The sequence below is a fragment of the Clostridium sp. CTA-17 genome, assembly GCF_054767895.1.
The window spans coordinates 207,859-233,729 of the sequence record NZ_BAAABF010000003.1; the positions used below are offsets into that span (position 1 = coordinate 207,859).

At 27.7% G+C, this 25,871-nt stretch carries 32 protein-coding genes; 1 reads left to right on the forward strand and 31 read right to left on the reverse strand.

Annotated elements, in window-relative coordinates:
* Positions 1-47: 47 nt before the first annotated feature.
* From spoIIIAC to dapF, 16 genes are all read right to left on the reverse strand, one after another.
* Positions 48-245, reverse strand: a complete 198-nt coding sequence (spoIIIAC, locus tag ACYUCG_RS07520; RefSeq protein ID WP_003451671.1) for a stage III sporulation protein AC — start codon at positions 243-245, stop codon at positions 48-50.
* A 75-nt stretch (positions 246-320) separates the two neighbouring features.
* Positions 321-836, reverse strand: coding sequence for a stage III sporulation protein SpoIIIAB (gene spoIIIAB, locus ACYUCG_RS07525; protein WP_460268379.1), 516 nt, complete (start codon positions 834-836; stop codon positions 321-323).
* 144 nt (positions 837-980) lie between these two features.
* Complete coding sequence (spoIIIAA, locus tag ACYUCG_RS07530) at positions 981-1,865, reverse strand: stage III sporulation protein AA (protein ID WP_060795135.1); 885 nt, start codon at positions 1,863-1,865, stop codon at positions 981-983.
* 196 nt (positions 1,866-2,061) lie between these two features.
* A complete protein-coding gene (locus tag ACYUCG_RS07535) occupies positions 2,062-2,424 on the reverse strand; it encodes a CD1247 N-terminal domain-containing protein (RefSeq protein ID WP_003451464.1) in 363 nt (120 codons plus the stop codon).
* A gap of 114 nt (positions 2,425-2,538) precedes the next feature.
* Positions 2,539-3,096: an elongation factor P gene (gene efp, locus ACYUCG_RS07540; RefSeq protein WP_003451649.1), complete on the reverse strand. Its 558-nt coding sequence runs from the start codon at positions 3,094-3,096 to the stop codon at positions 2,539-2,541.
* A gap of 170 nt (positions 3,097-3,266) precedes the next feature.
* A complete protein-coding gene (locus ACYUCG_RS07545) occupies positions 3,267-3,617 on the reverse strand; it encodes a hypothetical protein (RefSeq protein WP_060795137.1) in 351 nt (116 codons plus the stop codon).
* Positions 3,614-4,054, reverse strand: coding sequence for a hypothetical protein (locus ACYUCG_RS07550; RefSeq protein ID WP_060795140.1), 441 nt, complete (start codon positions 4,052-4,054; stop codon positions 3,614-3,616). The genes ACYUCG_RS07545 and ACYUCG_RS07550 overlap by 4 nt, the downstream gene beginning before the upstream one ends.
* Positions 4,014-4,625 carry a hypothetical protein gene (locus ACYUCG_RS07555; RefSeq protein WP_306424324.1) on the reverse strand — a complete coding sequence of 204 codons (612 nt, stop codon included), beginning with the start codon at positions 4,623-4,625 and terminating at the stop codon, positions 4,014-4,016. Before ACYUCG_RS07555 ends, ACYUCG_RS07550 begins: the two co-directional genes overlap by 41 nt.
* Positions 4,600-5,010, reverse strand: coding sequence for a type IV pilin (locus tag ACYUCG_RS07560; protein ID WP_283677896.1), 411 nt, complete (start codon positions 5,008-5,010; stop codon positions 4,600-4,602). Before ACYUCG_RS07560 ends, ACYUCG_RS07555 begins: the two co-directional genes overlap by 26 nt.
* Positions 4,997-5,299 carry a hypothetical protein gene (locus tag ACYUCG_RS07565; RefSeq protein WP_333962545.1) on the reverse strand — a complete coding sequence of 101 codons (303 nt, stop codon included), beginning with the start codon at positions 5,297-5,299 and terminating at the stop codon, positions 4,997-4,999. Before ACYUCG_RS07565 ends, ACYUCG_RS07560 begins: the two co-directional genes overlap by 14 nt.
* Positions 5,300-5,454: 155 nt before the next feature.
* Entirely contained in the window at positions 5,455-5,946 is a 492-nt protein-coding gene (locus ACYUCG_RS07570) for a type II secretion system protein (protein WP_283677898.1), read from the reverse strand.
* 19 nt (positions 5,947-5,965) lie between these two features.
* Positions 5,966-6,394, reverse strand: coding sequence for a prepilin-type N-terminal cleavage/methylation domain-containing protein (locus ACYUCG_RS07575; RefSeq protein WP_240298587.1), 429 nt, complete (start codon positions 6,392-6,394; stop codon positions 5,966-5,968).
* The gene (locus ACYUCG_RS07580; RefSeq protein ID WP_460268380.1) at positions 6,387-7,406 is read right to left on the reverse strand and encodes a type II secretion system F family protein; all 1,020 of its coding nucleotides are present in this window, start codon (positions 7,404-7,406) and stop codon (positions 6,387-6,389) included. Before ACYUCG_RS07580 ends, ACYUCG_RS07575 begins: the two co-directional genes overlap by 8 nt.
* The gene (locus ACYUCG_RS07585) at positions 7,393-8,781 is read right to left on the reverse strand and encodes a GspE/PulE family protein (RefSeq protein WP_460268381.1); all 1,389 of its coding nucleotides are present in this window, start codon (positions 8,779-8,781) and stop codon (positions 7,393-7,395) included. Before ACYUCG_RS07585 ends, ACYUCG_RS07580 begins: the two co-directional genes overlap by 14 nt.
* Positions 8,782-8,880: 99 nt before the next feature.
* Positions 8,881-9,912 carry a beta-propeller domain-containing protein gene (locus ACYUCG_RS07590; protein WP_283677900.1) on the reverse strand — a complete coding sequence of 344 codons (1,032 nt, stop codon included), beginning with the start codon at positions 9,910-9,912 and terminating at the stop codon, positions 8,881-8,883.
* Between the two features lie 16 nt (positions 9,913-9,928).
* Positions 9,929-10,747 (reverse strand): diaminopimelate epimerase, encoded by an 819-nt coding sequence (gene dapF, locus ACYUCG_RS07595; RefSeq protein ID WP_283677901.1) that lies wholly within the window; start codon positions 10,745-10,747, stop codon positions 9,929-9,931.
* A gap of 91 nt (positions 10,748-10,838) precedes the next feature.
* On the opposite strand from dapF, the gene ACYUCG_RS07600 reads away from it, so the two are divergent.
* Positions 10,839-12,566 carry an Rqc2 family fibronectin-binding protein gene (locus ACYUCG_RS07600; RefSeq protein ID WP_460268383.1) on the forward strand — a complete coding sequence of 576 codons (1,728 nt, stop codon included), beginning with the start codon at positions 10,839-10,841 and terminating at the stop codon, positions 12,564-12,566.
* Between the two features lie 110 nt (positions 12,567-12,676).
* Here ACYUCG_RS07600 and ACYUCG_RS07605 read toward each other — a convergent pair whose 3' ends face one another.
* The 15 genes from ACYUCG_RS07605 to ACYUCG_RS07675 form a co-directional block, all read right to left on the reverse strand.
* Positions 12,677-13,804, reverse strand: coding sequence for a THUMP domain-containing class I SAM-dependent RNA methyltransferase (locus ACYUCG_RS07605; RefSeq protein ID WP_003451545.1), 1,128 nt, complete (start codon positions 13,802-13,804; stop codon positions 12,677-12,679).
* Between the two features lie 19 nt (positions 13,805-13,823).
* Positions 13,824-14,360 (reverse strand): bifunctional pyr operon transcriptional regulator/uracil phosphoribosyltransferase PyrR, encoded by a 537-nt coding sequence (gene pyrR, locus ACYUCG_RS07610; RefSeq protein WP_124228674.1) that lies wholly within the window; start codon positions 14,358-14,360, stop codon positions 13,824-13,826.
* Positions 14,361-14,363: 3 nt separating this feature from the next.
* Positions 14,364-15,284: an RluA family pseudouridine synthase gene (locus tag ACYUCG_RS07615; RefSeq protein WP_003458700.1), complete on the reverse strand. Its 921-nt coding sequence runs from the start codon at positions 15,282-15,284 to the stop codon at positions 14,364-14,366.
* A gap of 137 nt (positions 15,285-15,421) precedes the next feature.
* Positions 15,422-16,048 carry a DivIVA domain-containing protein gene (locus ACYUCG_RS07620; protein ID WP_060795157.1) on the reverse strand — a complete coding sequence of 209 codons (627 nt, stop codon included), beginning with the start codon at positions 16,046-16,048 and terminating at the stop codon, positions 15,422-15,424.
* Between the two features lie 12 nt (positions 16,049-16,060).
* Positions 16,061-16,822 (reverse strand): YlmH family RNA-binding protein, encoded by a 762-nt coding sequence (locus ACYUCG_RS07625; RefSeq protein WP_003475151.1) that lies wholly within the window; start codon positions 16,820-16,822, stop codon positions 16,061-16,063.
* Position 16,823: 1 nt separating this feature from the next.
* The gene (locus tag ACYUCG_RS07630; protein ID WP_003451474.1) at positions 16,824-17,273 is read right to left on the reverse strand and encodes a cell division protein SepF; all 450 of its coding nucleotides are present in this window, start codon (positions 17,271-17,273) and stop codon (positions 16,824-16,826) included.
* 18 nt (positions 17,274-17,291) lie between these two features.
* On the reverse strand, positions 17,292-17,951 hold the full coding sequence (locus ACYUCG_RS07635) for a YggS family pyridoxal phosphate-dependent enzyme (RefSeq protein ID WP_258355600.1): 660 nt from the start codon (positions 17,949-17,951) through the stop codon (positions 17,292-17,294).
* Between the two features lie 99 nt (positions 17,952-18,050).
* On the reverse strand, positions 18,051-18,782 hold the full coding sequence (locus ACYUCG_RS07640; protein ID WP_460268384.1) for a DUF881 domain-containing protein: 732 nt from the start codon (positions 18,780-18,782) through the stop codon (positions 18,051-18,053).
* 12 nt (positions 18,783-18,794) lie between these two features.
* Positions 18,795-19,133 (reverse strand): small basic family protein, encoded by a 339-nt coding sequence (locus tag ACYUCG_RS07645; protein WP_060670842.1) that lies wholly within the window; start codon positions 19,131-19,133, stop codon positions 18,795-18,797.
* Positions 19,134-19,145: 12 nt separating this feature from the next.
* The gene (locus ACYUCG_RS07650; protein WP_060795162.1) at positions 19,146-19,862 is read right to left on the reverse strand and encodes a DUF881 domain-containing protein; all 717 of its coding nucleotides are present in this window, start codon (positions 19,860-19,862) and stop codon (positions 19,146-19,148) included.
* A gap of 13 nt (positions 19,863-19,875) precedes the next feature.
* Complete coding sequence (locus ACYUCG_RS07655; protein ID WP_283677904.1) at positions 19,876-20,622, reverse strand: cell division protein FtsQ/DivIB; 747 nt, start codon at positions 20,620-20,622, stop codon at positions 19,876-19,878.
* Positions 20,623-20,780: 158 nt separating this feature from the next.
* Positions 20,781-21,905, reverse strand: coding sequence for a stage V sporulation protein E (spoVE, locus tag ACYUCG_RS07660; protein ID WP_460268385.1), 1,125 nt, complete (start codon positions 21,903-21,905; stop codon positions 20,781-20,783).
* Positions 21,906-21,932: 27 nt separating this feature from the next.
* Positions 21,933-22,904 (reverse strand): phospho-N-acetylmuramoyl-pentapeptide-transferase, encoded by a 972-nt coding sequence (gene mraY / locus ACYUCG_RS07665; protein ID WP_240298593.1) that lies wholly within the window; start codon positions 22,902-22,904, stop codon positions 21,933-21,935.
* A gap of 49 nt (positions 22,905-22,953) precedes the next feature.
* Positions 22,954-24,315 (reverse strand): UDP-N-acetylmuramoyl-tripeptide--D-alanyl-D-alanine ligase, encoded by a 1,362-nt coding sequence (locus tag ACYUCG_RS07670; protein ID WP_060795166.1) that lies wholly within the window; start codon positions 24,313-24,315, stop codon positions 22,954-22,956.
* 12 nt (positions 24,316-24,327) lie between these two features.
* Positions 24,328-25,782: a UDP-N-acetylmuramoyl-L-alanyl-D-glutamate--2,6-diaminopimelate ligase gene (locus ACYUCG_RS07675; RefSeq protein WP_240298595.1), complete on the reverse strand. Its 1,455-nt coding sequence runs from the start codon at positions 25,780-25,782 to the stop codon at positions 24,328-24,330.
* Positions 25,783-25,871 lie beyond the last annotated feature (89 nt).

A 25,871-nucleotide genomic window follows, 5' to 3' on the forward strand; every position in this document is an offset into this window, starting at 1 on the left:
AGATTACTGTCATAGACACCTCCTTCTCAATGTATTTCATAAATCTATTAAAATAAAAACATAGATTTAACAGAAGAAAATAATCTACTTATAAGTTGAATCATCATGGTAAGTATTATGACTACCCCAACTATATTAGCTAAAGTTGCATACTCCTTTTTACCACTTTGATCAAGAACTTTATCTAGTATAACAAGCACTATACCAACTCCTGCAATCTGAAAAATCAAAGATAAATCCGACATATATGGCCTCCCCCTAAAACTTAACTCTTATTAAATAGTCCAAAAGTAAAATTTCTTTTCTAAAAATCTATTAGACTAAACAAGAAAAATAGCTATCATTGCACCTACTGCAACCCCTAAATACCTATATACCTTAGTATTTTTATTACATTCATCTTCAGCAATCTCTAATTCTATATCTAGCTTTTCCTTTGCTAAATTAAATATCTTAATTTGTCCCTCTACATTGGTTTCTCCTAAAGACTTTGAAAGATCTAATAAAATTTCAAAATCCTTATTCCCTAGATTCATTTCTTTCTTATGTTCATTTATACTTTCTTTAAAAGCCATATATACATTTTCCACTTCATTATTTTTTAATTTAAAAGAAATTTCATTAAATAATTCTTTTATTGGACTTTTAGCTTTTAAAGCTATACTCTCTATACTCTCTGGTAAAGGAGTGTAAGTATAAACAATATCATTTTCAAAATCTATTAAAGCTCTTTTTAACTCTCTAAGTTGTGAAAGTCTATTTCTAAATCCTTCTCCATACAGGTATCCAATTAAAGAACTAAGTAGAACTATAATAATCAGAAAAAAAGATTTCATTTTCTCCTCCTATTAAAGATAACTTTGCTAATATATATGTTATTTTTATACTTTTTCGCTTTAATCTCTTAAATATTTAATTTAAAATGGGTGTGCTATTTTTATAAAACCTATGAAAATTTAATTTTATTATGTTAAATATTTCTAAACATTATATATACCCTCAATTGTTCCAATTCCTTTTTTAGCACTAAGAACTACAACTTTATTTATTATATTATTTTCAACAATCTCCCTAAAAACGGGTCTCCTATACAATTCTTCAACATTTCTTCCATGTAAGGTAGCTATAATACTAACCCCTGAATTATATGCCATCATTAATCCTTCCATATCTTTATAAGTTCCAATCTCATCACATATAATAACCTCTGGAGAAAGTCCTCTTACAGCCATCATCATACCTTCACTTTTTATGCAATTATCATATACATCAGTTCTCATTCCTACATTCATTTGGGGAATTCCATTGTAACAAGCAGCTATTTCGCTTCTTTCATCAATTACAACTGTTCTCTTTCCCTTAAAACCAATTTGAGAAATTCCATTAGATATATTTCTTGTAATATCTCTTAAAAGTGTGGTTTTTCCACATTTAGGTGGAGATATTATTAAAGTATTATTTACCCTGTTATTTTCTACTAAGCTATTCATTAAACTATTTGAACAACCTACTATTTCTCTACAAACTCTAATATTTAAAGAAGTTATATTTCTAATAGTTTTAATAGAATTATCTTCTATTACACATTGACCTGCTAATCCAACTCTATGCCCTCCTTGGATAGTTATATATCCTTGCCTTATATCTTCCTCAAAGGCATATAAAGAGTAGTTACTTATTTTTTGAATTATGGCTTTAATATCCTCTCTTGTTATTACATAGTTGAAAATTGTTTCTGTATTATCTAAAACTATGTTAAGAGGTTTTCCAACCTTAACTCTAATCTCTTGTAATTTATTTAAATTACTTTTATCTTTTAAACAAGAATTTATCTTCTCTGGTAATACAGCAAATATTTCTTTCAAAGTACCTCCTCTCCTTTCTATTTAAATCTATTACTTTACATAAGAAATTATTCTAATTATTTTTAAAATAATAATCTTTTTTGGAGGCTTCTTCTTTTCTTATATTTAAATTTATTACTTTACATAAAAAACTATTCTAACTATTTTCTAATTTTGGATAAAAAAATAAACTGTACCTTTTATAAGGCACAGTTTATTAAACTTCAAATTCATTTCCACAATAAGGACAAGGTATACTTTCAGATCTGTTTAATATATCTTTTTCTATGTATATAGGCTTATGACATTTATCACAAACTACTTCACAGTATTCATCATCATATTCTTCAAGCTCTTCTAAAGTTAGCTCTTCAAAAAGTTCATCCTGTACTCCACTCAAATCATCATTTAGTAGATTTACATTTTCATCTAAAGTTTCAACATTAACTTGTAACTCTTCAACCTTATCAACTAAAGATGAAATTACATTAAGTAAGGAATCCTTAAATTCTTTATCTAACTCAGTGTTTTTATCCATAGCTTTAAGTAAGTTGCTAATGTTATTTTTAATATCCTTCACTGAAATCACTTCCTTATATTAAATATGCTAAGCTTCAAAAGCTTAGCATAAATTTATTTTTATCTATATTCACTAGATAAATTTGACTTAAATACATTTAAATCGAGTTTTTTATTAAACTCTTTCCATGTACTCGCCAGTTCTAGTATCTATTCTTATAGTGTTTCCTTCTTCAACGAACATAGGAACCATAACTGTTGCACCAGTTTCAACAACTGCAGTTTTCATAGCTGTAGTAGCAGTGTTTCCTTTAACACTTGGCTCACACTCAGTGATTAATAATTCAACAAAGTTTGGAGCTTCTACTGAGAAAGCTTCTCCTTTGTAGAATTTGATTACAGCGTTCATGTTTTCTTTTAAGAATTTTATAGCATCTTCAACTTTTTCATGGTTTAAAGGAATTTGCTCGAAAGTTTCTTGATCCATGAAGTAGTATAATTCTCCATCTGAGTAAAGGTATTGCATTTCTTTTCTTTCGATTATAGCTTCTTGTAATTTATCAGTTGGGTTGAAAGTTCTGTCTGTAACACCACCCATTATAACGTTTCTTAATTTAGTTCTAACGAAAGCAGCACCTTTTCCTGGTTTAACGTGTAAGAAGTCTATAACTGTGTATACTTGTCCATCCAGTTCAAAAGTAGTTCCTTTTCTTAAATCACTTCCTGATATCATTAAGTATCCCTCCAAAATCTATTAATTCATTTTATATTATAACCCTTTAAGATAAATTAATACCCTCTAGAGTTACCTTGTTACTTATTTACTATTTAAAGTGTAAAACAACAATCATATTTTATCAAAAGCTAATAATAAATGCAATTATTTTCATTAAATTTACAAGACTATACAACCTTAAGCTCCAAAAAACACTTTAATTCTTCTGATTTTTCTATTTTATAATTTTTTATATTAATATTATTATTTTTTAATAAGTTAACATAATTAGTTAAATCCTCTAAAGAGCCTGTAAATAAAACTTTACCTATCCATCCCTCTTTATATTCTAATTGTAAAACAGTACAATCCTTATTTTCTATATTTTTTAATACTGTATTTAAATCTTTATCTTCTTCTATAGCATTTTTTACTACTGGAATTTCATAATTTTTTAATTGAAAAAGATCTATGCCTTGTATCAATAAAATAACTATAAAAATATTAGCTAAAGTTACATCTAATTTTAACTTTTTCACCTTAATTCTCCTTTTAATATATAAGTATTATTAGATTCATCTAAGCTTATATCTTCTATTCTTCCCTTAATATTATTAATATCATTAATAATAGAATTTTTATAATTACTATTAACTTCTACTTCAAAACTTTTTCCCTCTAAATTTAAATTTAATATCTTTTCACTTTTAATTATTTCCTTTAATTTATTTATAACTTCTAAAAATTCTTCATCTAAAGACTTTTCACTATTAACGTCCTTTATTTTGCTTAAATAATTTTCTATTTTATTATTTTCAGTCTTAATTTTCCCATAAAAAAACAAATTACTTAACAATAAAAGTAATATGTATATATTTAACTTTTTCTTTATTTTTTTGTTATATTCCTCCACATATTCAATTGGTAAAAAATTTTTATATTTTTTGATATAAATTCTCCTCACCTCTAATCTCATTTAATTTTAAACCTTTAAACCATTCTCTTACCTCTTCTGTTAAATACTCTTTCTGAATTTTAAAAGTAAAGTCTTTTACGGATACTCCCAAATCTTTCTCTATGCTTTTAAGACATTCCTCTATTACTTCAATAATATTAAAATCTTTTAAACTCTTTAATAAAACTAGCTTACCTTTTATGTAAATACTTATTTTTAAATTTTTAAGTTCAAAAGTAACTTTATTAAAAACTGATATATTTTTATTTTTAAGTTCAGGAAATGTTAAAGTAAAATCCTTTCTTTCATATAATAAACTTTTAAATCTTTCATCACATCCAATAAAATACACTATTAAAAATAAACTTTTGTTATATTTTAATACCTCGTAATGAACTAAAGGTGTGTAATTAAAAAATCTATCTTTTATAAGCTGTTCTATTTTTTCTTCAATGTTACACTTTTTATCCACTCTAAGTATTTCTATAAATATCTTTTCATTTAAAAGAATAATTTTTACTCTCTTATCCTTCAACTCCTTAAGTTTTGAAATATCATTTGTATCATTAATTACTAAGGTTTTTATTAACAAACTCATAATTTCCCCTTTTTGACAAGATAATATCATCATTTATAACCTTTATTTCATAGTAAGTATCCCTAGAAAGTCCACTTATTTTATCTTTATTTTTAATATTTAAAATCTTCTCTTCCTCACTGTACTTAGCCCTCATATTATTCAAAGAAAAATCTAAATCTTGAAAAGTATCCTTATTCAAAATATTTTCTTTTAACATGTACTTTAAAAACTGTTCCTCTGAATTATTTTTATCTATATTAGCACCTATTATTTTAAAACTTCTATCAAGTTCTTTTCTCCTTTGAAATGAATTATCCATAAGTATAGTAACTATCATGCTGCAAATTAGTGAAACTAACATAACTTCTATAGAAACAAAACCCTTACGCCTTTTCATAACAATAAATCCTTTCTTCTTGATTTTTAACCTTTAATTTTATATAAAATAAATTTCCTTTTTCCATCACATCAAATTCTTCAACATTTTCTATGAGTGCAGGTGAATAATTCCGTCCATATCCTGTATAATTATAATAAACATATAGTTTATTTTTTATTATTTCTATTTTATCTTCTGATACTATACCGTCTCTCCAAAATTTAACTACAATATAATCTTTATCTTCATCTTTATTTATCTTTATATCTTCAACCATATTATCCCAAAACCTGTGATTTAAGTACATCTCTGCATCTAACAAGTAGTTTAATTCTTTCTCTTTTGGAATAAATCTCTTATATTCCTTAACATAAAAAATCAAATTCTTTGTTAAACTTAAGGTTATAATTCCTAAAGCACCTAAATAAATACATAGTTCAATTAATAAATATGCTTTTCTCCTTATTTTTGCGGTTGATTTTCTAAATTTTGAAATGATTTTTCTAAAAATTTGTATATTTTCACCTCCTTATTTTCACTTATATATGGTTTTTCATTTTTATAAATTATATTAATAATACTTTCATATTGATCAAAGTGGCTTATATTAATAGTCCATCCCAAATCATTATGATTTTTATTATGTAATATTAAATTCTTCCCAAGAAATTCTTTAATATCATTATTTATTAAGTCATTTATCTTTAAACTACTTATTTTATATGTTCCACTATTAATACTTCTTAAATCTTCAAAGGATATATTGTGTTTTAACTCCATAGCTAAAGAGTTAACAATTTCTACTACTTTTCTTTTTTCTTTAATGTAATAGTTGTTTTTAATATAAGTGCTATAACTTTTTCCTATCCCTAAGAAAAGTATTGATATTAATGCTAATGCTAAAACCATATCTACTAGTAGATATCCTTTCTTTATATATATCTTATCTTCCATATCTATATTTCCTCATAAATCACTTAACATTAATTTTCCATATGCCTGGAACTATGGTTATTTCTCTTTGCTTATTATTTTTATCAATTATTGTTATAGTTCCAGCTATACTAATCATCCCAGTATCGTTTATAGTAATTAAATTATTTCTATTAAAACTTACTTTAACTGCATTTAACCTCAAAGAAGTAGTTCTAATAGCATTTTCATAGATTAATTTATTGTCTAATATATCAAAAATTATTTCTCCATATAAATTATCTTTCTTAGATAACTGTTTTGCTTCCATTAAAAAATCATGAATCTTACTTATTTCTCCTTCAACTTTTAATTCGTAACCCCTATCTTTTATAATCATAAATGATGTTGGTATTGCTAAAATAAGAGAAGTTATTGCTAGGTATATTATTACTTCACTAAGGGTAAATCCTTTTCTTTTCCTACACATATTTCATTCCTTCAAAGGTAGGTACTAAAACTAAAAGCATCATAGCTGAAATAACAAATCCTAATATAATAAACATTGCTGGCTCTATTTTTCCAACAGTTTTATTTAACACCCTATCAAAATCTTTTTCTCTTATTTTTAAAAGCTCTTCAATATTTTTAGTAAACAATCCACTTTCTTCTCCCGTTATTAAAAACCCTTTTGATACATGAGAAATAACATTTATTTTTCCTATACTCCTGCTTAAAGTAGCGCCTTTTATTAATTCTTCATTTATACTCTTAATATATTTCCTAAGCTTTACATCACTTAAGCTTTCTTCAAAGACACTTAAAGCATTATTTAAGGATATTCCACTATTTAATATCATGTTTATTAAAAATAATATTCTAATTTCATAATACATTCGATATACTTCTATCTTTTCTAAGATTTTTTCAGAGGGTATTACTTTAAATAATAGATAAAGCGAAATTAAGGCACAGGAAAAATAACAAAAAACTATTACTTCAACATTAGGATTTTCTTCTACAAACTTAATATAATTATTTAATAAAGTCATAATTTTAGAACCTTCAATTTTCCTTAACTCATACATATCTACAAACTGTGGCAAAATATAAGTTACATAACCAAAAATCATAATAATTAAACCCATAAGAAGTGAAACTGGATATCTAAGAGATTTAGTAATTTTATTCTTTATTTCCTTTTCAGCTAATATATTTCTAGCACACTTTTCCAATACCGCTTCTAAGTTTCCACTTTCTTCTCCAATCCTCATCATATCCTTCATTAAATCTGGATATAAGTTACCTTCCTCTTTAAAAGCCTTTGATAAAGATTCTCCATTTAAAACCTTTTTCTCAATTCTCTTTAGGGATTCTTTGTATTTCTTATCTTTTACAGTGTTCTTTATTAACTCCAATGATCGTCCTATAGGCATTCCTGATTTTACATATGTGCTTAAATTTAAGCATATGTATGAAGCTTCATCTTTAAACCCAAACATCTAACCCCTCACATTCCTTTAATAAATAATATTCTTCTAAAGATATTTCTCCATTTTTAACTAAGATAAAACATGCCTTTAATAGTTCTTCTCCCCAAATAATATCTTCTGTACTTTTATATTCTCTTGGAAATATAATTTCACAAATTGCTTTTCTTCCATTATTACCTGTCCAATTACACACTTCACATCCAGTTCCTTTATAATAAGTTTGTAAACTTAACTTGACACCTTTTAATTTCTCAACTAATTCATTTTTAAGCTCTATTTTCACTTTACATTTTTCACAACTTTTTCTTACTAATCTTTGAGTTATTATTGAGCTTACTCCTTCCTTTACTAAATATCCTTCTACTCCCATATCTAATAATCTATTAAAAACTTCATTGCCACTGTTAGCGTGTATTGTTGAATATACTTTGTGTCCCGTTATAGAAGCTCTTATTGCAATTTTAGCAGTTTCCTCATCTCTTATTTCTCCAATTAATATAACATCAGGGTCCTGTCTTAATATATGCTTTAATCCATTAGCAAAAGTTAATCCAACCTTCTCATTAACATTTGTTTGTGTTATTCCTGCTATGGTAAACTCAACTGGATCTTCTATAGTACTTATATTTATCCCATCCTTATCTATTGAATTTAATAATGCATATAGAGTTGTTGATTTTCCGCTTCCTGTAGGACCATTTATAACCACCATTCCATGTTTTAATTTTAAAAGTTTATTTATTTTATTTTTTTGCTCTTCCGTTAAACTCAAATTATCAATATTCATAAACTCATTTTTCTTGTATAAAATTCTAACAACTAACTTTTCACCAAAAGCACTTGGAATACTGGATATTCTTAAATCACAATCATATCCATGATTTTTAAATGATATCTTCCCATCCTGGCATCTTAATTTATCACTTATATCCATATCAGCTTTTAACTTTATCTTATTGACTAAATTTTCATAAAGATTTTTCTTTATTCTCTTAACTAAAACTAAAGTTCCATCTATTCTAAAGCGAATGTTAGCATATTCTTCTAAAGGTTCAATATGAATATCACTAGTATTTTTTTCTATGCCTAAAGATATAAGGCTTATTAATTCTTCCTCAATAAATTTATCCTTAGAAAAACTTTTTCCACCATAACAATCTTCAATTAAAATTTCTATTTCATCCTTATTTCCAATTACAAAGTTTATTTCTTTTTCTCTAAATAATAAGGATAAATACTCCCTTTTCTTTGATTCTTCCTTGCTTGTATAAAAAAATATCTTACCTGAACTTTCTTTTAAAGCAATTAAATTCATCTCTAAAGCTGTATTCTTAGATATATTCTCCATTAGCTTCATATCTATATCTTTAATGGTATATTTCATATATCAACCTCCTCATCAGTAATAATTGACAAGGCATTTCTTTTTTAAACAAAAAAAGTTCTAGATTATTAAAAATTTTTAATAATCTAGAACTTTTAACTATTTTATAATAATATACTGCCCTTTATTGCTATCTATAAGTTTAATACTCTTATCCTTTGGATTATATCTATATAGTGCATTTTTTTCTTTGCTATCATTAAACCCAAGAAAATATATATTTTCTCCAACAACAATTAACTTTGATTTCTCTGATATATTTTTAGGAAAATCATATACTAATCTATCAAGTTTATTATTTGTTATATCAATTGAATACAAGCTTCTTAATCCTTCGCCTTTTGTACCAATAAAATACACTACATTTCCTATTTTACATAAAGATTCTATTTCTCCAACCTCATTTGAAATAACAGATTCTTTTTTACTATCCAAATTATATATATAGCAATTTTTCTTGCCATCTATACTGCTTTGAGTATATAAAACAATTTGATTTTCAACTAAATCAATATAATCTATAAAAGCCTTAACAATTTGCTTCTCTAAAGTATAGCTTCCATCCTTAATATTATAAATATATAGCCCACTTTGTCTTTTTTCTAAGTCAACACCATATAGAATTAATTGATCCTCATTAATAAATTTAACATTCTCCCCAGAAATAGCTAAATTCTCATTAAAATCAAATTCCTTAAAATCTTGTAAGTCTAAAACCTTGTATCCTATTTTATCCCCAGAATTATATCTATATAGAAGTTTAGTTCCCTTTGGACTAATAATTAATTCTTCTATATTTCCATCTACTGATATCTTATGTTCCTTAATTCCATTAGTTATTATTAAGTTTGTTCCCTTATCAGCAAATTCCCTATAAACAGCTAAACCTAATTCCTCACTATAAACTTCCATATGACCCTTAAGATCTAAATCAAGTTTTTTTAGTGAATCCCCTTCTACTTCGTAATACTCAACATCTTCCCCTGAAATTGTAGACACAATACTCTCAGGAAGCTTTAACTTTTTTCCCTTACTGTCTTCTTCATTAGACCCTTTGTTGAAATTACATCCCACAAGGGTTGTTGATAAAATAACTAATACTAATAAACTTAAAGCAGCAGCTTTCCTCATTTACTTACTTCCCTCTCTAAAATAAATATGTGCCATCACAAATAAATGACGCATTACCTATCATTTTTACTCCATCATCTTCAATATTAACTTTTAATTCTCCACCAGGAACTATTACCTTTACTTCTTTATCTACAAGCCCTAATTTATTAGCAGCTATAACTGAAGCACAATTTCCTGTTCCACATGCTAAGGTTGGGCCTGCACCTCTTTCCCAAGTTCTAACTTCCATTGTATTTCTATCAATTACTTTGCAGAAGTTAACATTTGTTCCTTGAGGAAATAATTCATACTTTTCTATATCCCTACCACATTCTATAGGATATTTTTCCTCCTCAAATATAATAGTATGGGGAACACCCATAAGTAAAGATGTTATTTCAAAATTTCCATTTCCTACACTTACTTTTTTTTCTATTATTTCTTCATCACATAATGCTGGAATATTCTTTGGTTTAAAGTCTCCAAATCCCATGTTTACATTGATAGTTTTTACCTTATCATTCTCAACTTCTAAAAAGATTCTTTTAACTCCATCACCTGTTAAAACATCTAGCACATCTTTCTTTACTATTCCCTTCTCGTAGACATACTTAGCAAAACATCTTATTCCATTTCCGCACATAGCAGCATAAGATCCATCTGAATTTATTATTACCATTTCTATATCACAATTTTCATTCTTTCTAACTATTAAAATCCCATCTGCGCCAATTCCAAATCTTCTATGGCACATTTTTTGAGCAATTTCTCCCTCTTTACCTAAATACTTATTGTTTAAATCTTCTATAACTATAAAATCATTTCCATTTCCATGCATTTTTGAAAACTTCATATTATCACCTCAAATTACCTATTATTGATACTTTTTATTATAAGATGTATACTAACTGTAAGTTCAATCAATTTAGAAAGGAAAGAAAATCATGGCTTTAGACGGTATTTATTTATATAACTTAATAAATGAATTAAAAGATTCATTAATAAATTCTAGAATTGACAAAATAAATCAACCTGAAAAGGATGAAATAATAATAAATGTACGTGGAAAGGAAAATAAAAAACTTTTAATTTCCTCTAGTTCCAAATACCCTAGATTACATTTTACTACAATAAGTAAGAATAATCCATTACAACCTCCTGTTTTTTGTATGGTATTAAGAAAATATTTAACAGGTGGAAGAATAATTGACATATATCAACAATCTACAGATAGAATTGTTTCCATTGATATAGCAAATAAAGATGAAATGGGTTTTGATAGTGTATATACTTTAGTAGTAGAAATAATGGCTAGACACAGTAATATTTCTCTTGTAAGGAAGAGAGATAATAAAATTATGGAATCAATAAAACATATAACAGCAAATAAAAATAGTTTTAGAGTTCTATATCCTGGTGTAAGCTATGTATTCCCTCCTGCATCTGAAAAATTAAATCCTTTTGACTTTTCAAAAGAAGATTTAAAAGCTGAATTAAGCAAAAATAATAATGAATTAGATGAAAAAATCTTTTCAAAGCTACTAACTGGTGTTGGTAAAAATCTTTCTCTTGAAATGTATTCATTATTTAAATCACAATTTGGAGACTCATATGTTTTTGATGATATATTCAATTTTATATATAATTACTTTAATAACATATTTAAAGATATACAAAATATTATATTCTACAAAAACGAAAAAATTATAGATTTTTATTTTAAAGATTTATCTATTTTAGATCATTGTACCAAAGAAGTTTATGATAATAGTAGTGAACTTTTAGATGCCTTTTTTGCTAATAAGGATAAACAAGATAGATTACATGCAAAAAGTGCAGATATTCAAAAATTAGTTAATACTAATATAGACAGATGCTTAAAAAAGATTAAGGTTCTTGAAAAAACCTTAGAAGAATGTGATAAAAAAGAGGAATTTAAGATTAAAGGTGAACTTTTAACATCTTATATTTATAGTATTAAAAAAGGAGATAAATCTGTTGACCTTTTAAATTATTATAGTGAGAATGAAGAATACCTAACTATTTCACTTGATGAAAATAAAACACCATCTGAAAACATTCAATTTTACTTTAAAAAATATAATAAATTAAAAAAAGCTGAAGAATCTGCCTTAGAACAATTAGCTATAAATGAAGATGAGCTTAAATACTTAAATTCAGTTTCCTCAAGCATACAGGTTGCAGATAACTATGAAGATATTGATGCTATAAAAAATGAACTTATAGAAACAGGATATATAAGATTTAGAAGAAATAATAATGGTAAAAAGAAAGAAAAACAATCTAAGCCTTATCACTATGTTTCTTCTGATGGAATAGATATTTATGTTGGTAAAAATAATATTCAAAATGATTATTTAACTTTAAAGTTTGCTGACAAAAATGATACTTGGCTTCATACTAAGGATATCCCTGGTTCTCACGTAATTGTTAAAAGTTCAAATATTCCTGATAAAACCTTAGAAGAAGCTGCTAACTTAGCTGTTTTCTATAGTAAAGGAAAAGGTGGCACTAAAATTCCTGTAGACTATACTTTAGTTAAAAATGTAAAGAAACCTTCTGGTTCTAAACCTGGAATGGTAATATACTCAACTAACAAGACAGTTTATATGGATTCACCAAAGGAAATAACTTTAGAAAAACTTAAGTAATAAAATAAAAGTTACAAATAGATTCTACTAACTTCTGTACTAAACTAATAATTTATACAGTTATCTTTTCATTCTATTTGTAACTTTTTATATATTATATTCTTTTTAAATTACTTCTTTAAATTATTATCTAAATATTGATAGTAGTAGCATAAAAGTCTACCATTGTAAAGCTTTCTGTTTTTAGTAGCTTTTCTACCAAACTCTTTTTGGAAATCTGGACATGCTGTTAGAATGTTAAAATCCCAAGTATCTAATTTCTCTTTAACTTCTCCAAAGTGTTTATTTAATTTTGAAACTATTTCTTTTTCACCTATTCTCTCACCATATGGTGGATTTGTAATCATATATCCATACTTTTTCTTAGTTGAAAAATCAAAAAAGTTTCTTTTTTCTATAGTTATACAATCAGTTAATCCTGCTTTTCTTACGTTATTTTTAGCTGTACTTAATACCCAACTATCTATATCATAACCAGTTATATCTAAAGGAATTTTCTTTATAGATTTCTCTGCTCCTTCTCTAACTTGATCCCAAATTTCCTTATCCATTGAAGGCCAAGTTTCAGAAACGAATTTTCTATGTAATCCTGGAGCTATGTTTTTAGCTATCATAGCAGCTTCTATTAGTATTGTTCCTGATCCACAACATGGGTCTATAAGAGTTTGCTCTCCTCTCCACTTTGAAAGTAAAACCATAGCTGCAGCTAGTGTTTCCTTAAGTGGAGCTTGCCCTGAGTGTTCTCTATATCCTCTCTTGTGTAATCCCTCTCCTGAAGTATCTATTGTTAAGGTAACCACATCTTTTAAAAGACCAACCTCTATTTTATAAACTGGACCATCTTCTGTAAACCAATCTTGACCGTAACTTCTGCTCATACTCTTAACTACGGCTTTTTTAACTATTGATTGACAATCTGGAACACTGAAAAGTTTTGACTTAACAGATTTACCAACAACATGCATCTTACCATCTACAGGTATATACTTGCTCCAATCAATCTCTACAGTTTTATTAAATAACTCTTCAAAGCTTTCAGCTTTAAACTCAGCCACTTTTATTAAAACTCTATCTGCAGTTCTAAGCCAAAGGTTTGTTATGGCAATATCCATTTCATCCCCTTCAAAATGAACTCTTCCATTTTCAGTTTTTAGGTCTTCATATCCTAACTCTTTTAATTCCTTTGCAACAACAGCCTCTAAGCCAAAAGTTGCAGTGGCTATTAAATTATAATCCATAAAAATTTACTCCTTAGTTTTAATTTTCATATATTTCAACTGAATCAGTTCCATCAATCTCTTTGATTTGAACCTTTATTATTTCATCCTTTGATGTAGGAATATTCTTTCCAACATAGTCAGCTCTTATTGGTAATTCCTTGTGTCCTCTATCTACTAAAACAGCTAACTGTATAAATTCTGGTCTTCCTTGATCCATTATTGCATCAATAGCTGCTCTAGCCGTTCTACAAGTATATAAAACATCATCAACTATAATAACCTTTTTTCCTCTTATATCCACATCTATTTTAGGATCATTTAAATTTGGTGTATCACTAACATTAGTTAAATCATCTCTGTATAATGTTATGTCAACACTAGCAACAGGAATTTTAACACCTTCAAACTTTTCTATAAACTCTGAAAGTCTCTCTGCTAAAGGATATCCTCTTCTTTTAATTCCAACAAGAACTATATCCTCTACCCCTTTATTCTTTTCTATTATCTCATGTGAAAGTCTTGTAAGCGCTCTTCTTATAGCATTTTCATCTAATAAACTTGCCTTAAGCTGCATATTCTAACACCCTCCTAATTTCTCTACAATTTTTTCAAAGTACTCTGGCAATTCTGAGTCAAATTCAACATATTCTCCAGTAGTAGGATGAATAAATCCTAATGTTTTAGCATGAAGAACTTGCCCCTCTTGACTTAATTTCTTTTGTTTCTTTAAGCCATAAACAGTATCTCCAAGTAATGGATGCCCTATAAAGGCCATATGAACTCTTATCTGATGTGTTCTTCCTGTTTCTAAAGTACATTTAACAAGGGAACATGAATTAAATACTTTAAGAACTTCATAATGAGTAACTGCTCTCTTTCCGTCTTTAACCACAGCATACTTTAACCTATCTCTATGGTGTCTTCCTAAAGGTGCATCAATTGTGCCACCTTCTTTTTTAAATCTTCCCTCAACAATAGCATAGTATTCTCTCTTTATGCTATGATCTTTAAATTGTTCTGCTAGTTTTTGATGAGCATTATCATTTTTTGCAACAACTAATATTCCAGAAGTATCTTTATCTATTCTGTGTACTATTCCAGGTCTTATAACCCCGTTTATTCCTGATAAATCATCACAATGGTGTAATAATGCATTAACTAAAGTTCCAGTATAATTTCCCGGTGCAGGATGAACTACCATTCCCTTTGGTTTATTAACTACTATTACATCTTCATCTTCATAAACTATATTTAATGGGATATCCTCAGCTTCAACTTTTAATTCCTCTGGTTCTGGTATTTCTACCTCAACGCAATCTCCAACTGAAAGCTTATATTTTCCCTTTTCTGCTTTTCCATTAATTAAAATTTTTCCATCATCAAAAAGTCCTTGAATAAAGTTTCTTGAAACTCCATCTATTTTAAGAGCCAAAAATTTATCTGCTCTTATTCCTTTTTCTTCTTCAGTTATTTTTATTACTTCTTTACTTAAACTCATAGTTTATTTGCTCCATTCTAAAGTAAATATTTAAAGCTATATCTTAAATATTATATAATAAAATATTAAATTTCAACAATTAATTAAACAAAAAGAAAAATCTCACCTTAATCAAAGTGAGATTTTTTAATAGCTCTTTACTCTTCAGCAAAGAAGCTTTTAATTTCATTTACATCATCAAAATGTGTTTCCACTTCATAGATGTCTTTAAGCTCAGTTTTTTCTTCTTTCTCTTCTTCAAAATCAATCTTTATACCTTGTGGCTCTTCTGTTTCAGTTTCGTCCTCTGGCTTAGTTATGTTAAAATTCTTAATAAAATCTTTCTCTAAATCATCAAAAGTATCTATTTGGAAGTTCATAAAGCTTCTAAACTTAGCTCTAAACTTTGTAAACTCTTGTTTAACTCTGTCATACTCATCATTGATTTGTATAACATCATTATGAGCCTTATCTAATATTCTTTGAGCTGTGTCATTAGCGCTCTTGATTATTACATCGGCTTCCTTTTGAGCATTAGCCTTTGCTTGCTCAGCTGTATTTTGAGCTAATAATAAAGTATTTTGAATTGTATTCTCAATTTTACTATAATGCTCTATCTTATCGTTAGAATTTTCAAGTTTCTCTTTTAAAGCAGTGTTTTCTTTAAAAAGAATCTCATATTCTTCGACTATTTGGTCTAAGAATTCATCTACTTCCTCTGGACAATAACCTCTTAAAACCCTTTTGAACTCCTTGTTGTTAATATCCATTGGGGTTAATTTCATATAATCACACTCCTATGTATACTTAAATACTGTCAATTTTAATCTACCACTCTTCGTTGTCCCAAAAATATTACTTATTTTAAACTTTCCAATACCTCTTATGGTAAGTCTTGAATCTTCTGAAACTTCTTTGCTTTTATCTTTTGTTATTCTATAGTCTAGAAGAACACTTCCTGAATTTATAGCATCTAAAGCTTTACTTCTTGATATGTTCCCCAAGGCTGCAACTATACAATCTAACCTTTTAGAAGTTACTATTATATTTTTTTCTTCATAGCTAGGTTTAGGTATTTCATCTAAATCATAAATTATCTCACATTTACAATTAAGATTTCTTATTTTATTTAAATTATTAATTAAAAAGTCAATTATACTATGATGGACAGCAACATAGCATCCATCATCTCTTAAAATTAAATCACCTATTTTGTTTCTATTTATGCCTAAGGCCATAATAGACCCTAAATAGTCCTTGTGCTCTAATTTTGAAAATTTAGTATTGCATTGAATCCTTAAAAGACTTATTGGAAACAAATCATATTCTTCCTTATTAAAGGCTATTACTCTTCTTTCTCCATCCTCAAAAAATCCAAAACTTTCAACATTTACATCAAATAAATTCATTTCTTGAAGAGTGCTCCATACATCTGGAGTATAAAACTCATCAGTAAATACTGAAATATTTTTTGTCCTAGCTAAATTAAATCTCTCAAAGAGTTTTAATGCTTCAAACTCTTCTAAATTTAATAAATTTATAAAATCTTTTTTATTCATATTATTTTGAAGCCCAGTTGAACATTCCTTTGTTGCTTAATTCACTCTTTAATTCATTGCTTACTTCAACATTTGAAGGTGATACTATAAATACTCCTTTTTCAACTTCTTGAAGTTCTCCACATAATGCATAACAAGCTCCACCAACGAAGTCTATTAATCTTTGAGCTGTTCTAAGCTCTAATGAAGTTGTGTTTATAACAACAATCTTTCTATTTTTTAATGCAGTACAGATTTCAGTTGCATCATCATAAACTAATGGTTTAGTTATCATTAATTTAGCTGTATTAGCTGTATGAATATTTACAACCTTACCATTTTTCTTAGAAGATAATACTGGAGCAAATGATTCTTCTTCCTCCATTACCTCTTCTTCTTCCATTACTTCATCTTCATCTTCGAATTCATCAAACCCTAAAAAACTTTTCATTTTACTAACTACTTTTGACATACACATATCCTCCTAATTCTATTTATATAATCTTTTGCCAAAAATTCCTTGGCCAATTCTAACCATATTGCTTCCTTCTTCAATGGCAACTTCATAGTCACCTGACATTCCCATTGAAAGTATCTCCATTTTTATATTCTTAAACTTTTTCTCTTTTAATTCACAAAAAAGTTTATGAGTTTTACTGAAATACTCCCTACATTCTTCTTCTGTTCCCTTTGGAATTATAGTCATAATACCTAAAACATTAACATTGTTACAAGCTTCTATAGCTTCTATAAGTTCATCTAACTCTTCTTCCAAGATACCATACTTTTGTTCTTCTCTTCCTATGTTAACTTGAATTAAAGTATTGGCAATTTTATTATGTTTACCATATACCTTTTCTATTTCTTTTAATAATTTAATACTATCTAATGATTGTATAAGATGAACTTTATCAACTATATACTTCACCTTATTAGTTTGAAGATGCCCTATTAAATGCCATTCTACATCTTGATGAAACTCATCAAATTTTCTTATTATTTCTTGAACCTTATTTTCACCAAATTTTCTAATACCAAATTCATAGGCCTCTTCCATTTCTTCAATAGTTCTTGTTTTAGATACAGCAATAAGTTGAACGTTACTTGGAATTTTTTCTGTAAATTTTGTTAAATTTTCTTTTATATCCACTTTTACTGTCTCCTTTAATTATATATTACATTATATTCTTCTTTATAGGAATAGAAAATCCTTCTTTTTTGTACAAATTTTTTACAAAACATAGTTCTTTTACTTTGCATTAGGTTCCATATACTTAGAATTCATATCACTTATATATGCTGGCATAGTAATGTCGTCACTTTTTGTTATTTGAACCTTTATTCCTCTATTCATAAGAGTTTTAATGTAACTTCCATCTCTCATAATTTGATTCTCCATTTTTTCAGGGTCACCTATAGCATTAACATAAAAGGGAGCTGGTATTTTAACTCCATTCATTCTTAAAAACTGTCCTCCACAATATATCTCTGTGTTATATATTATTCTTTGGTTATTTATAGATATTGCCTCTGCTCCTGCAGCCTTAAGTTCATTTATAACTTTTATCATATCATCATCATGAATAGTTCTTAAAAGCCTCATGAAATCATCAACTACTTCTCCACTAAAAGCTTCTCCACCATCCTCTAAGACTATTTTTAAACCTGGTCCCTTAACGTCTTCTAATCCAGAAAGCATTAAATTATTATTTACCTCTTCTATCATATCATTTGAAATTTTATTACTATTCTCATCATTTTTTGAGTAATTATTTATTTTTTTCTGTAATTCCCTATTACTTTCCTTTAACTTTGATATTTCATTATAAAGATTGTTACGTTTATTATATGCCTCTTGATATTCTCTAGCATTTAATACCTTTGTGGTTTCTACTCCATCAAAACTTATGTTCATAGATATTAAAAGCCCAACTATAACAGAAGCTGTAAATATAAAAATAGTAAATTCTCTATTTTTCAAAGCATCACCTCTTTATCGTTCTTTGCTTTTCTCTAATAATATCCTTCGTATAGCTGCAAAGTTATTAAATATTCTGCTACCAAATACTATTACAGCTGCAAAGTATAGTGGTATACCAAGTTTATCACCTAGATATGCTAGTAAAGCTGCTAAAGCTGCATTACCAAAAAATCCTGATATAAAAACATCTGCTTGAAATTCTTTCTTTAAACTAGCCTTTATAGCTCCAAAAACAGAATCTAAACATGCAACTATGGCTATAGATAAATATGGGGAAAACTTATCTGGTATGCTTCCTGGGAATATAACTCCTATTATTATACCTACTAAAAGCCCAATAAATACTATCATTCAATCACCTTCCTAATCAACCTTTTTTAAATACTCAGAAGATAGGTTTTGAGTAGTCTTAGGTACTGTAATTGAATCTTTTTTCTCATATTTATAATCATAATTACCTCCTAATACTCCATAGTCCATTTCCCCTGGAAAATCAATTCCTTTTATTAAGTTATCTTGATTACCAATAACTTTTATTGTCAACTTCTCCTTTGGAGAAATTCTCTCGTTATTTCCTATCCAAATAAAGTTACTAGCATTCTTTATTCCTGTTTGTGGAGTTATTCTAATATCATTAATAGCAATAGCTTCTGCTCCAGAAAAAGATAATAAATTTAATATATGAACAATTTCATTTTCACTTATATATTGAGGATCCTTTGAAGTAAGCAATGGTGATTTAGGTGTTATGGATAAAATTATTCCTGGCCCCTTAACCTCTTCAGTTCCCAAAATCATTCTTGTTTTATCTAATTGCTCTTTTATTTTATTATTTACATCCCCTTTAGAAGCTGCTGCATCCTCCATTTCTTTAAGCCTCTTATTTAAAGAATCATTATTCTTTTGAAGCTCTTCTTTTTCCTTCTTAAGTCCGTCTATTTCTGCCATTATGTCATTTTGGTTATAATTTTCTATTATGTTTTTTTCTTTATTGTTTATTATTTTAAATTGATAGGTTAATAAAAACCCTAACAAAGCACAAACTATACCTATAATAATTTGTGAAGATAACTTCTTCAAAAAGCACTCCTCCTTACTTCTCTTTATATATTACAGGATTCCCATTAAAGCTTATGTTTATATATCCCTTTTCAAAATTTCCTGCCGGATCATTTAATATATTAACCATCTTAGTTAACTTATCACTTAATTCATCTGAATTTCCTAAAAGTATTTGAACCTCACCCTTATTTATAACAATATTATTAAGGTTAGATATATCTACGGAGTTTACCTTTATTTTGCTTTTGTTTAAAGCCTCTCCAATCTCTTTTAAAACCTCAACTTTATCCTTATCTGTACTCATAGGTTCCCCTAAAAATCTATTTTCTACAGTTAACCCAGTTACTGTAGGCAACTGTAGACCTTCAGCTGAATTTTTCTTTTCCATTATTACTAAATTTTCATTTAAAACATAAAAATCAGCACCATCATTAACCATAAATGTAGCATTTCTTTCAACTATATTTATACTTAATTGATCTGGAAGCTTTCTTGATATTTTAACACTTTTTACATATGGGTTACTTAATATTTTTTTCTTCAGAGCGGAAGTATTAAGCAAGAATATATTTTGATTTAAAATATCATTTTCTCCTATTATACTCTCTTTAGTTATAACATTATTATTATTAACATTAACCTTTTTTATATTAAAATAAGGTGTCTTAATTAAAATTAATCCTAATATAACAATAAGTATTATACTAACTAATATAATTTTCTTTCTTGTCTTTTTTCTTTTCTTTTTTTGTATATATTCATTTATGTTCGTATCCATATTACTCCTTATTTCTTTATTTTGCATTTCAATAACAATAATATCATTTTACTAGATTTTTTTCATTAAGTTTTTAAGAAAATATTACTAATAGTAAAAAAATTACTATTAAAATTCTACATATAATTTAATAAAAAATAAAGGCGTATAAAACGCCTTTAATCAATCTTTTTATTTCTTTGTCTTGATATATTAAGAAGAATTCCCATAGCCATTAAGTTAAACACTAGTGCAGTTCCTCCATAACTTATGAATGGAAGTGGAACTCCTGTAACTGGCATTGAACCTGTTACAACGGCAATATTAATTATGGCTTGTAATCCTATAATAGAAGTAATTCCTACTGCTAATAAAGTTCCATATTCATCTTTAGCACTCATTGCTATTTTTATTCCTCTATAAACAAATATTACAAATAATAATATTACTACTGTACACCCTATTAACCCTAACTCTTCTCCTATTATTGCGAATATAAAGTCATTATGTGGCTCTGGCATGTATAGTGTTTTTTGTCTTGATTGTCCTATTCCAAGTCCAGTAACTCCTCCTGCTCCTAAAGCATAAAAGGATTGTATAAGCTGATATCCATCACCAGCTGGATCTTTCCAAGGATTAATAAAGTTTAAAAGTCTTCTTCTTCTATAATCCTCAAATAAAGTAAAGAATGAACCTGCAAATAAAATTATTGGAGTTATTACTCCAAACATAAATCTTTTTCTTGCACCTGCAACAAAAACCATTATAAATGTAACAAAGCCAGTTACAGCTGCTATACTAAGGTTTTTCTGAGCAAGTATAAGAGCTGCAAATCCTCCCCCTATTACGAAACAAGGAACTATTCCCTTCCAAAACTCCTTAATCTGCTCACCTTTATTGGTAATCATATGAGCTAAGATTATAACTACCGCATATTTCGCAAGTTCTGATGGTTGGAAAGAAAGTGGACCTAACTTTATCCATCTTTGTGCTCCCTTGGTTGCTGGGAATGCATAAACAGCAACCAATAATATAGGAGTTATAATAAGTAGTATTCCTGTTAATTTTTTAAGTTTATGATAATCACATCTTGATATAAATATCATAGCTATGAAACCAACTACTGCAAATAAAGCCTGCTTTTTCAAAAAAGCTGTACTATCATTATAGTTAACCATAGCAAAATATGAACTTGCACTATAAACCATGACCACCCCAATAGCTAATAAAATAACTATTGTATATAAAAGTCCATAATCCAATGGGTTAATATTACTCTTTTTAGTAGTCTTTTTTTTCTTCATTTAAAAACCTCCTATTTTAGGAATTTTCTAAAGTGAAGCAAAAGCAATGAAGCAAAATACTACTGTTATTATAGAAAATACAGAAACTATCTTTGTCTCACTCCAACCTAGTTGCTCAAAATGGTGATGTATAGGAGCCATTTTAAATATTCTCTTACCTGTAAGCTTGAATGAAGCAACCTGTAATATAACTGAAAGTGTTTCTATTACGTAGATAATTCCTATTAACACTAGTATTAAAGGCATTTTTAGTATTAATGCCACCATTGCTACAGCTCCTCCTAAAGCAAGAGAACCTGTATCTCCCATAAATACTCTAGCTGGGAATGCATTAAATCTTAAGAAGGCAAGTAATGCACCTGCTAAAGCAACACAGAATATTGCTAAACTTATGTGTCCTAAATTATAACTAATTATCCCTAAAAATGTAGTTACTAAAACAGTAACTGATGTAGCTAATCCATCTAATCCATCTGTTAAGTTTACCGCATTTGTTACCCCTGCAAAGTAGAACATTGCAGCTGGTATATAGAATAATCCTAAGTTAATTTGCCCATTTAAGAATGGTATATTAATGCTAGTTCCTATATATTTATAAGCATACCAAGTTAAAAATCCTGATACGATTAATAATAAAATCATTTTTTGTCCTGATGTTAATCCTTCATTTTTCTTCTTGATTATCTTTAGTAAGTCATCTAAAAATCCTACAAAACCAAATCCTACGAAGGAATATAAAGCTATCATAGCCTCATCCGTTGGATTTCCAACCATAATAAACATTGTTATAATAGTTGCAAAAATAAATATTAATCCACCTATAGTTGGAGTTCCTGCTTTTTTTAAATGACTCTTTGGGCCCTCTTCTCTTATGTTTTGTCCAAATTTAAGTTTATGTAGTAGTGGAATTATAATAGGTCCTAATATTGATGCTACTATAAAACTTATTACTATTGCCATTACTATCTTTGGATCTATCATTGACTTTAAAATTTCCATAAAATTCTGCTACTTAAACTATTAAGCAGCTTCACCTCCTTAGTTCCATTTACTTTTCTAATAATGCTTTAGTTATTTCTTCAAATTTTAAACTTCTAGATGCCTTAACTAATATAATATCGCCCTCACATATAATGTTAAGTAAATCATTTATTAGTTCTTCTTTATTTTTATATACAGTGCATCCTTCTCCATATCCTTCTTTAATATTTTCTGAGAAGTCACCAAAACAAAGTACTTTTTCTATTCCATTTTCCTTTGCATATTTACCTATTTCCTCATGAGCTTCCTCTGATTTATGTCCTAGTTCTCTCATTGTTCCTAAAACTGCTATTCTTCTCTTTCCTTCTATGTTTTTCATAACATCTATAGCTGATTTAACAGCTACTGGACTTGAATTATAGCAATCATTTAAAATTGAAAATCCATCTTTTTTTATAAGCTCTAATCTCATTGAAGTAGCTTCAATATTTTTTAAGCCCCTTTTCATTTCTTCAAAGGAAACACCTAACTCTTTTGCTATGGCAATTCCTAACATAAGATTACTTATATTATGTTCTCCTGGCATATCTAAAGAAAACTCTTCTTCTTTTTCTCCATCATAAACTGTAAATTTAGATGAAAGTTCTTCTAAAGCTATATTTTTAGCTCCTATTTCAAAATTTTCTCCAACTCCAGTTTTAACTATTTTATATTCAGCCTCAGGTAAAGCTCCTAAAAAGTCATCATTTCCACAAACAACAAGGGTATTGTTTTTATCAAAGAAAGTTGCTATTTCCATCTTAGCTTTTAATATGTTTTCTCTAGTTTTTAATATTTCTATGTGAGAAATACCTATATTAGTTATAATACCTAAATCAGGTGATGCTATTTCTGCAAGCTCTCTAATTTGTCCAAGGCCTCTCATTCCCATTTCTAAAATAGCAACATCATATGTGCTATCTAATTCTAATATCATTAGAGGTAATCCTATTTCATTATTAAAATTTCCCTTTGTTTTAAAAACTTTATATTTATCACTTAAAACAGCAGCCACTAAATCCTTAGTAGAAGTCTTTCCAGCTGAACCAGTAATACCAACAACCTTTAATCCTAATTTTTCTCTATAAAATTTAGCTAAATCCATTAAGGCTCTTCCAGTATTCTCAACCTTAATTAAAGCTACATCTTCTTTTAATTCATTTAAGTCACATTTAACTTCATCAACTATAGCAATTTTAGCCCCTTTATTAAAGGCATCTAAAACATAGTTATTTCCATTAAAATTTTCACCTTTTAAGGCAATAAACATAGTTCCTTCTTCTATTTTTCTTGTATCTGTTGATACAGCCTTTATTTCTTTCACATCAGCTTCTTTTAATAAAGCTCCCTTAGTAGCTTTTACAATCTCTTGTAAATTTAACTCTAGCATTTTTTAACACCTCTACTTGCCTTCTAAAATATCATATACAACTTCTCTTTCATCAAAGTGTATTGTTTCATCTTTTAGTATTTGATATGTTTCATGTCCTTTACCAGCTATAACAATAACATCTCCCTCTAAAGCCATATTCATTGCTTTTCTTATAGCTTCTTTTCTATTAACTTCAATAACAAAATTATCATAATTAAGTGGTTTTACTATGTCATTAATTATATCCATTGGCTCTTCACTTCTTGGATTATCTGAAGTAATTATTGCAATATCTGATAATTCACATCCTATTTTACCCATTTGAGGACGCTTAACCTTATCTCTATCTCCTCCACAACCAAATACAGAAATCATTCTATTTTTAGTAAAGGCTTTTACTGTAGTTAAAACATTTTCTAATCCATCTGGTGTGTGTGCATAATCTATTATTATGCTATAAGGTAAATTTTTCTCCTTTGCTACTAACTCACATCTTCCTGGTATAACAACATCACTTAATCCCTCTTTAATTTTATCCATTGGAATATTTAAGTTATGTGCACATATTATACAACCTAATGAGTTATATATATTATATTCTCCAGGAATATTTATATAAAACTCTTCTACACTCTCTAAATTCACCTTAAATTCTGAACCATTTGAGTGACTTTTAATCTCAAAAGCCTTAAAGTCTGACTCTTTTTCAATTGAAAAAGTAGAAACCTTAGTCTTTACTTCTCTTTCTTCTATATCCTTAACTATATTAGCTCCATATGGATCATCTAAGTTTATGATACTATGATTACTTCTTTCAAAAAGCTTAAATTTCGCATTATAATAGTTTTCAAAGGTTTTATGAAAATCTAAATGATCTCTAGTTAAATTAGTGAAAATTCCTTCTTCAAATTGAATTCCATATACTCTATCTAACTCTAGAGAGTGTGATGAAACTTCCATAACGCAATATTCTACTCCAGCATCAACCATATTTTTAAATAGCTCATGAAGCTCGTAAGATTCTGGTGTAGTTCTTACTGCGTCTACTTTTTTATTTCCTATATAATTTGCTATGGTTCCTATTAAACCTGTCATTAATCCAGCTTTTTCTAAGATAGATTTAATAATAAAAGCAGAGGTAGTCTTACCATTAGTTCCTGTTATCCCTATTATTTTAAGCTTATCCTTTGGATTTCCAAAATAATTTGAAGACATTATTGCTAAAGCTTTTCTAGTGTCTCTAACCTTTATTATTGTTATGTCTTCTTGAACACTTACGTCATCTTGAACTATTAATACCTTAGCTCCTTTTTTAACAGCATCAATAACGAAGGAATGTCCATCTACCTTAAATCCCTTTATACAAACAAAGGCATCTCCTTGTTCTATTTTTCTGTTATCATATCTTATATTTTTTACTTTTGACTCTTCATTACCTTTTATAACTTCATAATCTAAGCCCTTTAATAAACTTTTAAGAATCATTTTTCTCACTCCTTAAATACTATGCACTAAACAAGCGTTAAATTCACAAAATACTAGCATGTGAAATTACTCACATGCTAGTTTTTAAC

Excerpts from the sequence above, each read along its gene's own strand:
- spoIIIAC (WP_003451671.1), bottom strand. The coding sequence starts at position 245 with ATGTCGGATTTATCTTTGATTTTTCAGATTGCAGGAGTTGGTATAGTG.
- spoIIIAB (WP_460268379.1), bottom strand. The coding sequence starts at position 836 with ATGAAATCTTTTTTTCTGATTATTATAGTTCTACTTAGTTCTTTAATT.
- efp (WP_003451649.1), bottom strand. The coding sequence starts at position 3,096 with ATGATATCAGGAAGTGATTTAAGAAAAGGAACTACTTTTGAACTGGAT.
- ACYUCG_RS07550 (WP_060795140.1), bottom strand. The coding sequence starts at position 4,054 with ATGAGATTAGAGGTGAGGAGAATTTATATCAAAAAATATAAAAATTTT.
- ACYUCG_RS07560 (WP_283677896.1), bottom strand. The coding sequence starts at position 5,010 with ATGAAAAGGCGTAAGGGTTTTGTTTCTATAGAAGTTATGTTAGTTTCA.
- ACYUCG_RS07565 (WP_333962545.1), bottom strand. The coding sequence starts at position 5,299 with ATGTACTTAAATCACAGGTTTTGGGATAATATGGTTGAAGATATAAAG.
- ACYUCG_RS07570 (WP_283677898.1), bottom strand. The coding sequence starts at position 5,946 with ATGGAAGATAAGATATATATAAAGAAAGGATATCTACTAGTAGATATG.
- ACYUCG_RS07575 (WP_240298587.1), bottom strand. The coding sequence starts at position 6,394 with ATGTGTAGGAAAAGAAAAGGATTTACCCTTAGTGAAGTAATAATATAC.
- ACYUCG_RS07580 (WP_460268380.1), bottom strand. The coding sequence starts at position 7,406 with ATGTTTGGGTTTAAAGATGAAGCTTCATACATATGCTTAAATTTAAGC.
- ACYUCG_RS07585 (WP_460268381.1), bottom strand. The coding sequence starts at position 8,781 with ATGAAATATACCATTAAAGATATAGATATGAAGCTAATGGAGAATATA.
- ACYUCG_RS07590 (WP_283677900.1), bottom strand. The coding sequence starts at position 9,912 with ATGAGGAAAGCTGCTGCTTTAAGTTTATTAGTATTAGTTATTTTATCA.
- dapF (WP_283677901.1), bottom strand. The coding sequence starts at position 10,747 with ATGAAGTTTTCAAAAATGCATGGAAATGGAAATGATTTTATAGTTATA.
- ACYUCG_RS07600 (WP_460268383.1), top strand. The coding sequence starts at position 10,839 with ATGGCTTTAGACGGTATTTATTTATATAACTTAATAAATGAATTAAAA.
- ACYUCG_RS07605 (WP_003451545.1), bottom strand. The coding sequence starts at position 13,804 with ATGGATTATAATTTAATAGCCACTGCAACTTTTGGCTTAGAGGCTGTT.
- pyrR (WP_124228674.1), bottom strand. The coding sequence starts at position 14,360 with ATGCAGCTTAAGGCAAGTTTATTAGATGAAAATGCTATAAGAAGAGCG.
- ACYUCG_RS07615 (WP_003458700.1), bottom strand. The coding sequence starts at position 15,284 with ATGAGTTTAAGTAAAGAAGTAATAAAAATAACTGAAGAAGAAAAAGGA.
- ACYUCG_RS07620 (WP_060795157.1), bottom strand. The coding sequence starts at position 16,048 with ATGAAATTAACCCCAATGGATATTAACAACAAGGAGTTCAAAAGGGTT.
- ACYUCG_RS07625 (WP_003475151.1), bottom strand. The coding sequence starts at position 16,822 with ATGAATAAAAAAGATTTTATAAATTTATTAAATTTAGAAGAGTTTGAA.
- ACYUCG_RS07630 (WP_003451474.1), bottom strand. The coding sequence starts at position 17,273 with ATGTCAAAAGTAGTTAGTAAAATGAAAAGTTTTTTAGGGTTTGATGAA.
- ACYUCG_RS07645 (WP_060670842.1), bottom strand. The coding sequence starts at position 19,133 with ATGATAGTATTTATTGGGCTTTTAGTAGGTATAATAATAGGAGTTATA.
- ACYUCG_RS07655 (WP_283677904.1), bottom strand. The coding sequence starts at position 20,622 with ATGGATACGAACATAAATGAATATATACAAAAAAAGAAAAGAAAAAAG.
- spoVE (WP_460268385.1), bottom strand. The coding sequence starts at position 21,905 with ATGAAGAAAAAAAAGACTACTAAAAAGAGTAATATTAACCCATTGGAT.
- mraY (WP_240298593.1), bottom strand. The coding sequence starts at position 22,904 with ATGGAAATTTTAAAGTCAATGATAGATCCAAAGATAGTAATGGCAATA.
- ACYUCG_RS07670 (WP_060795166.1), bottom strand. The coding sequence starts at position 24,315 with ATGCTAGAGTTAAATTTACAAGAGATTGTAAAAGCTACTAAGGGAGCT.
- ACYUCG_RS07675 (WP_240298595.1), bottom strand. The coding sequence starts at position 25,782 with ATGATTCTTAAAAGTTTATTAAAGGGCTTAGATTATGAAGTTATAAAA.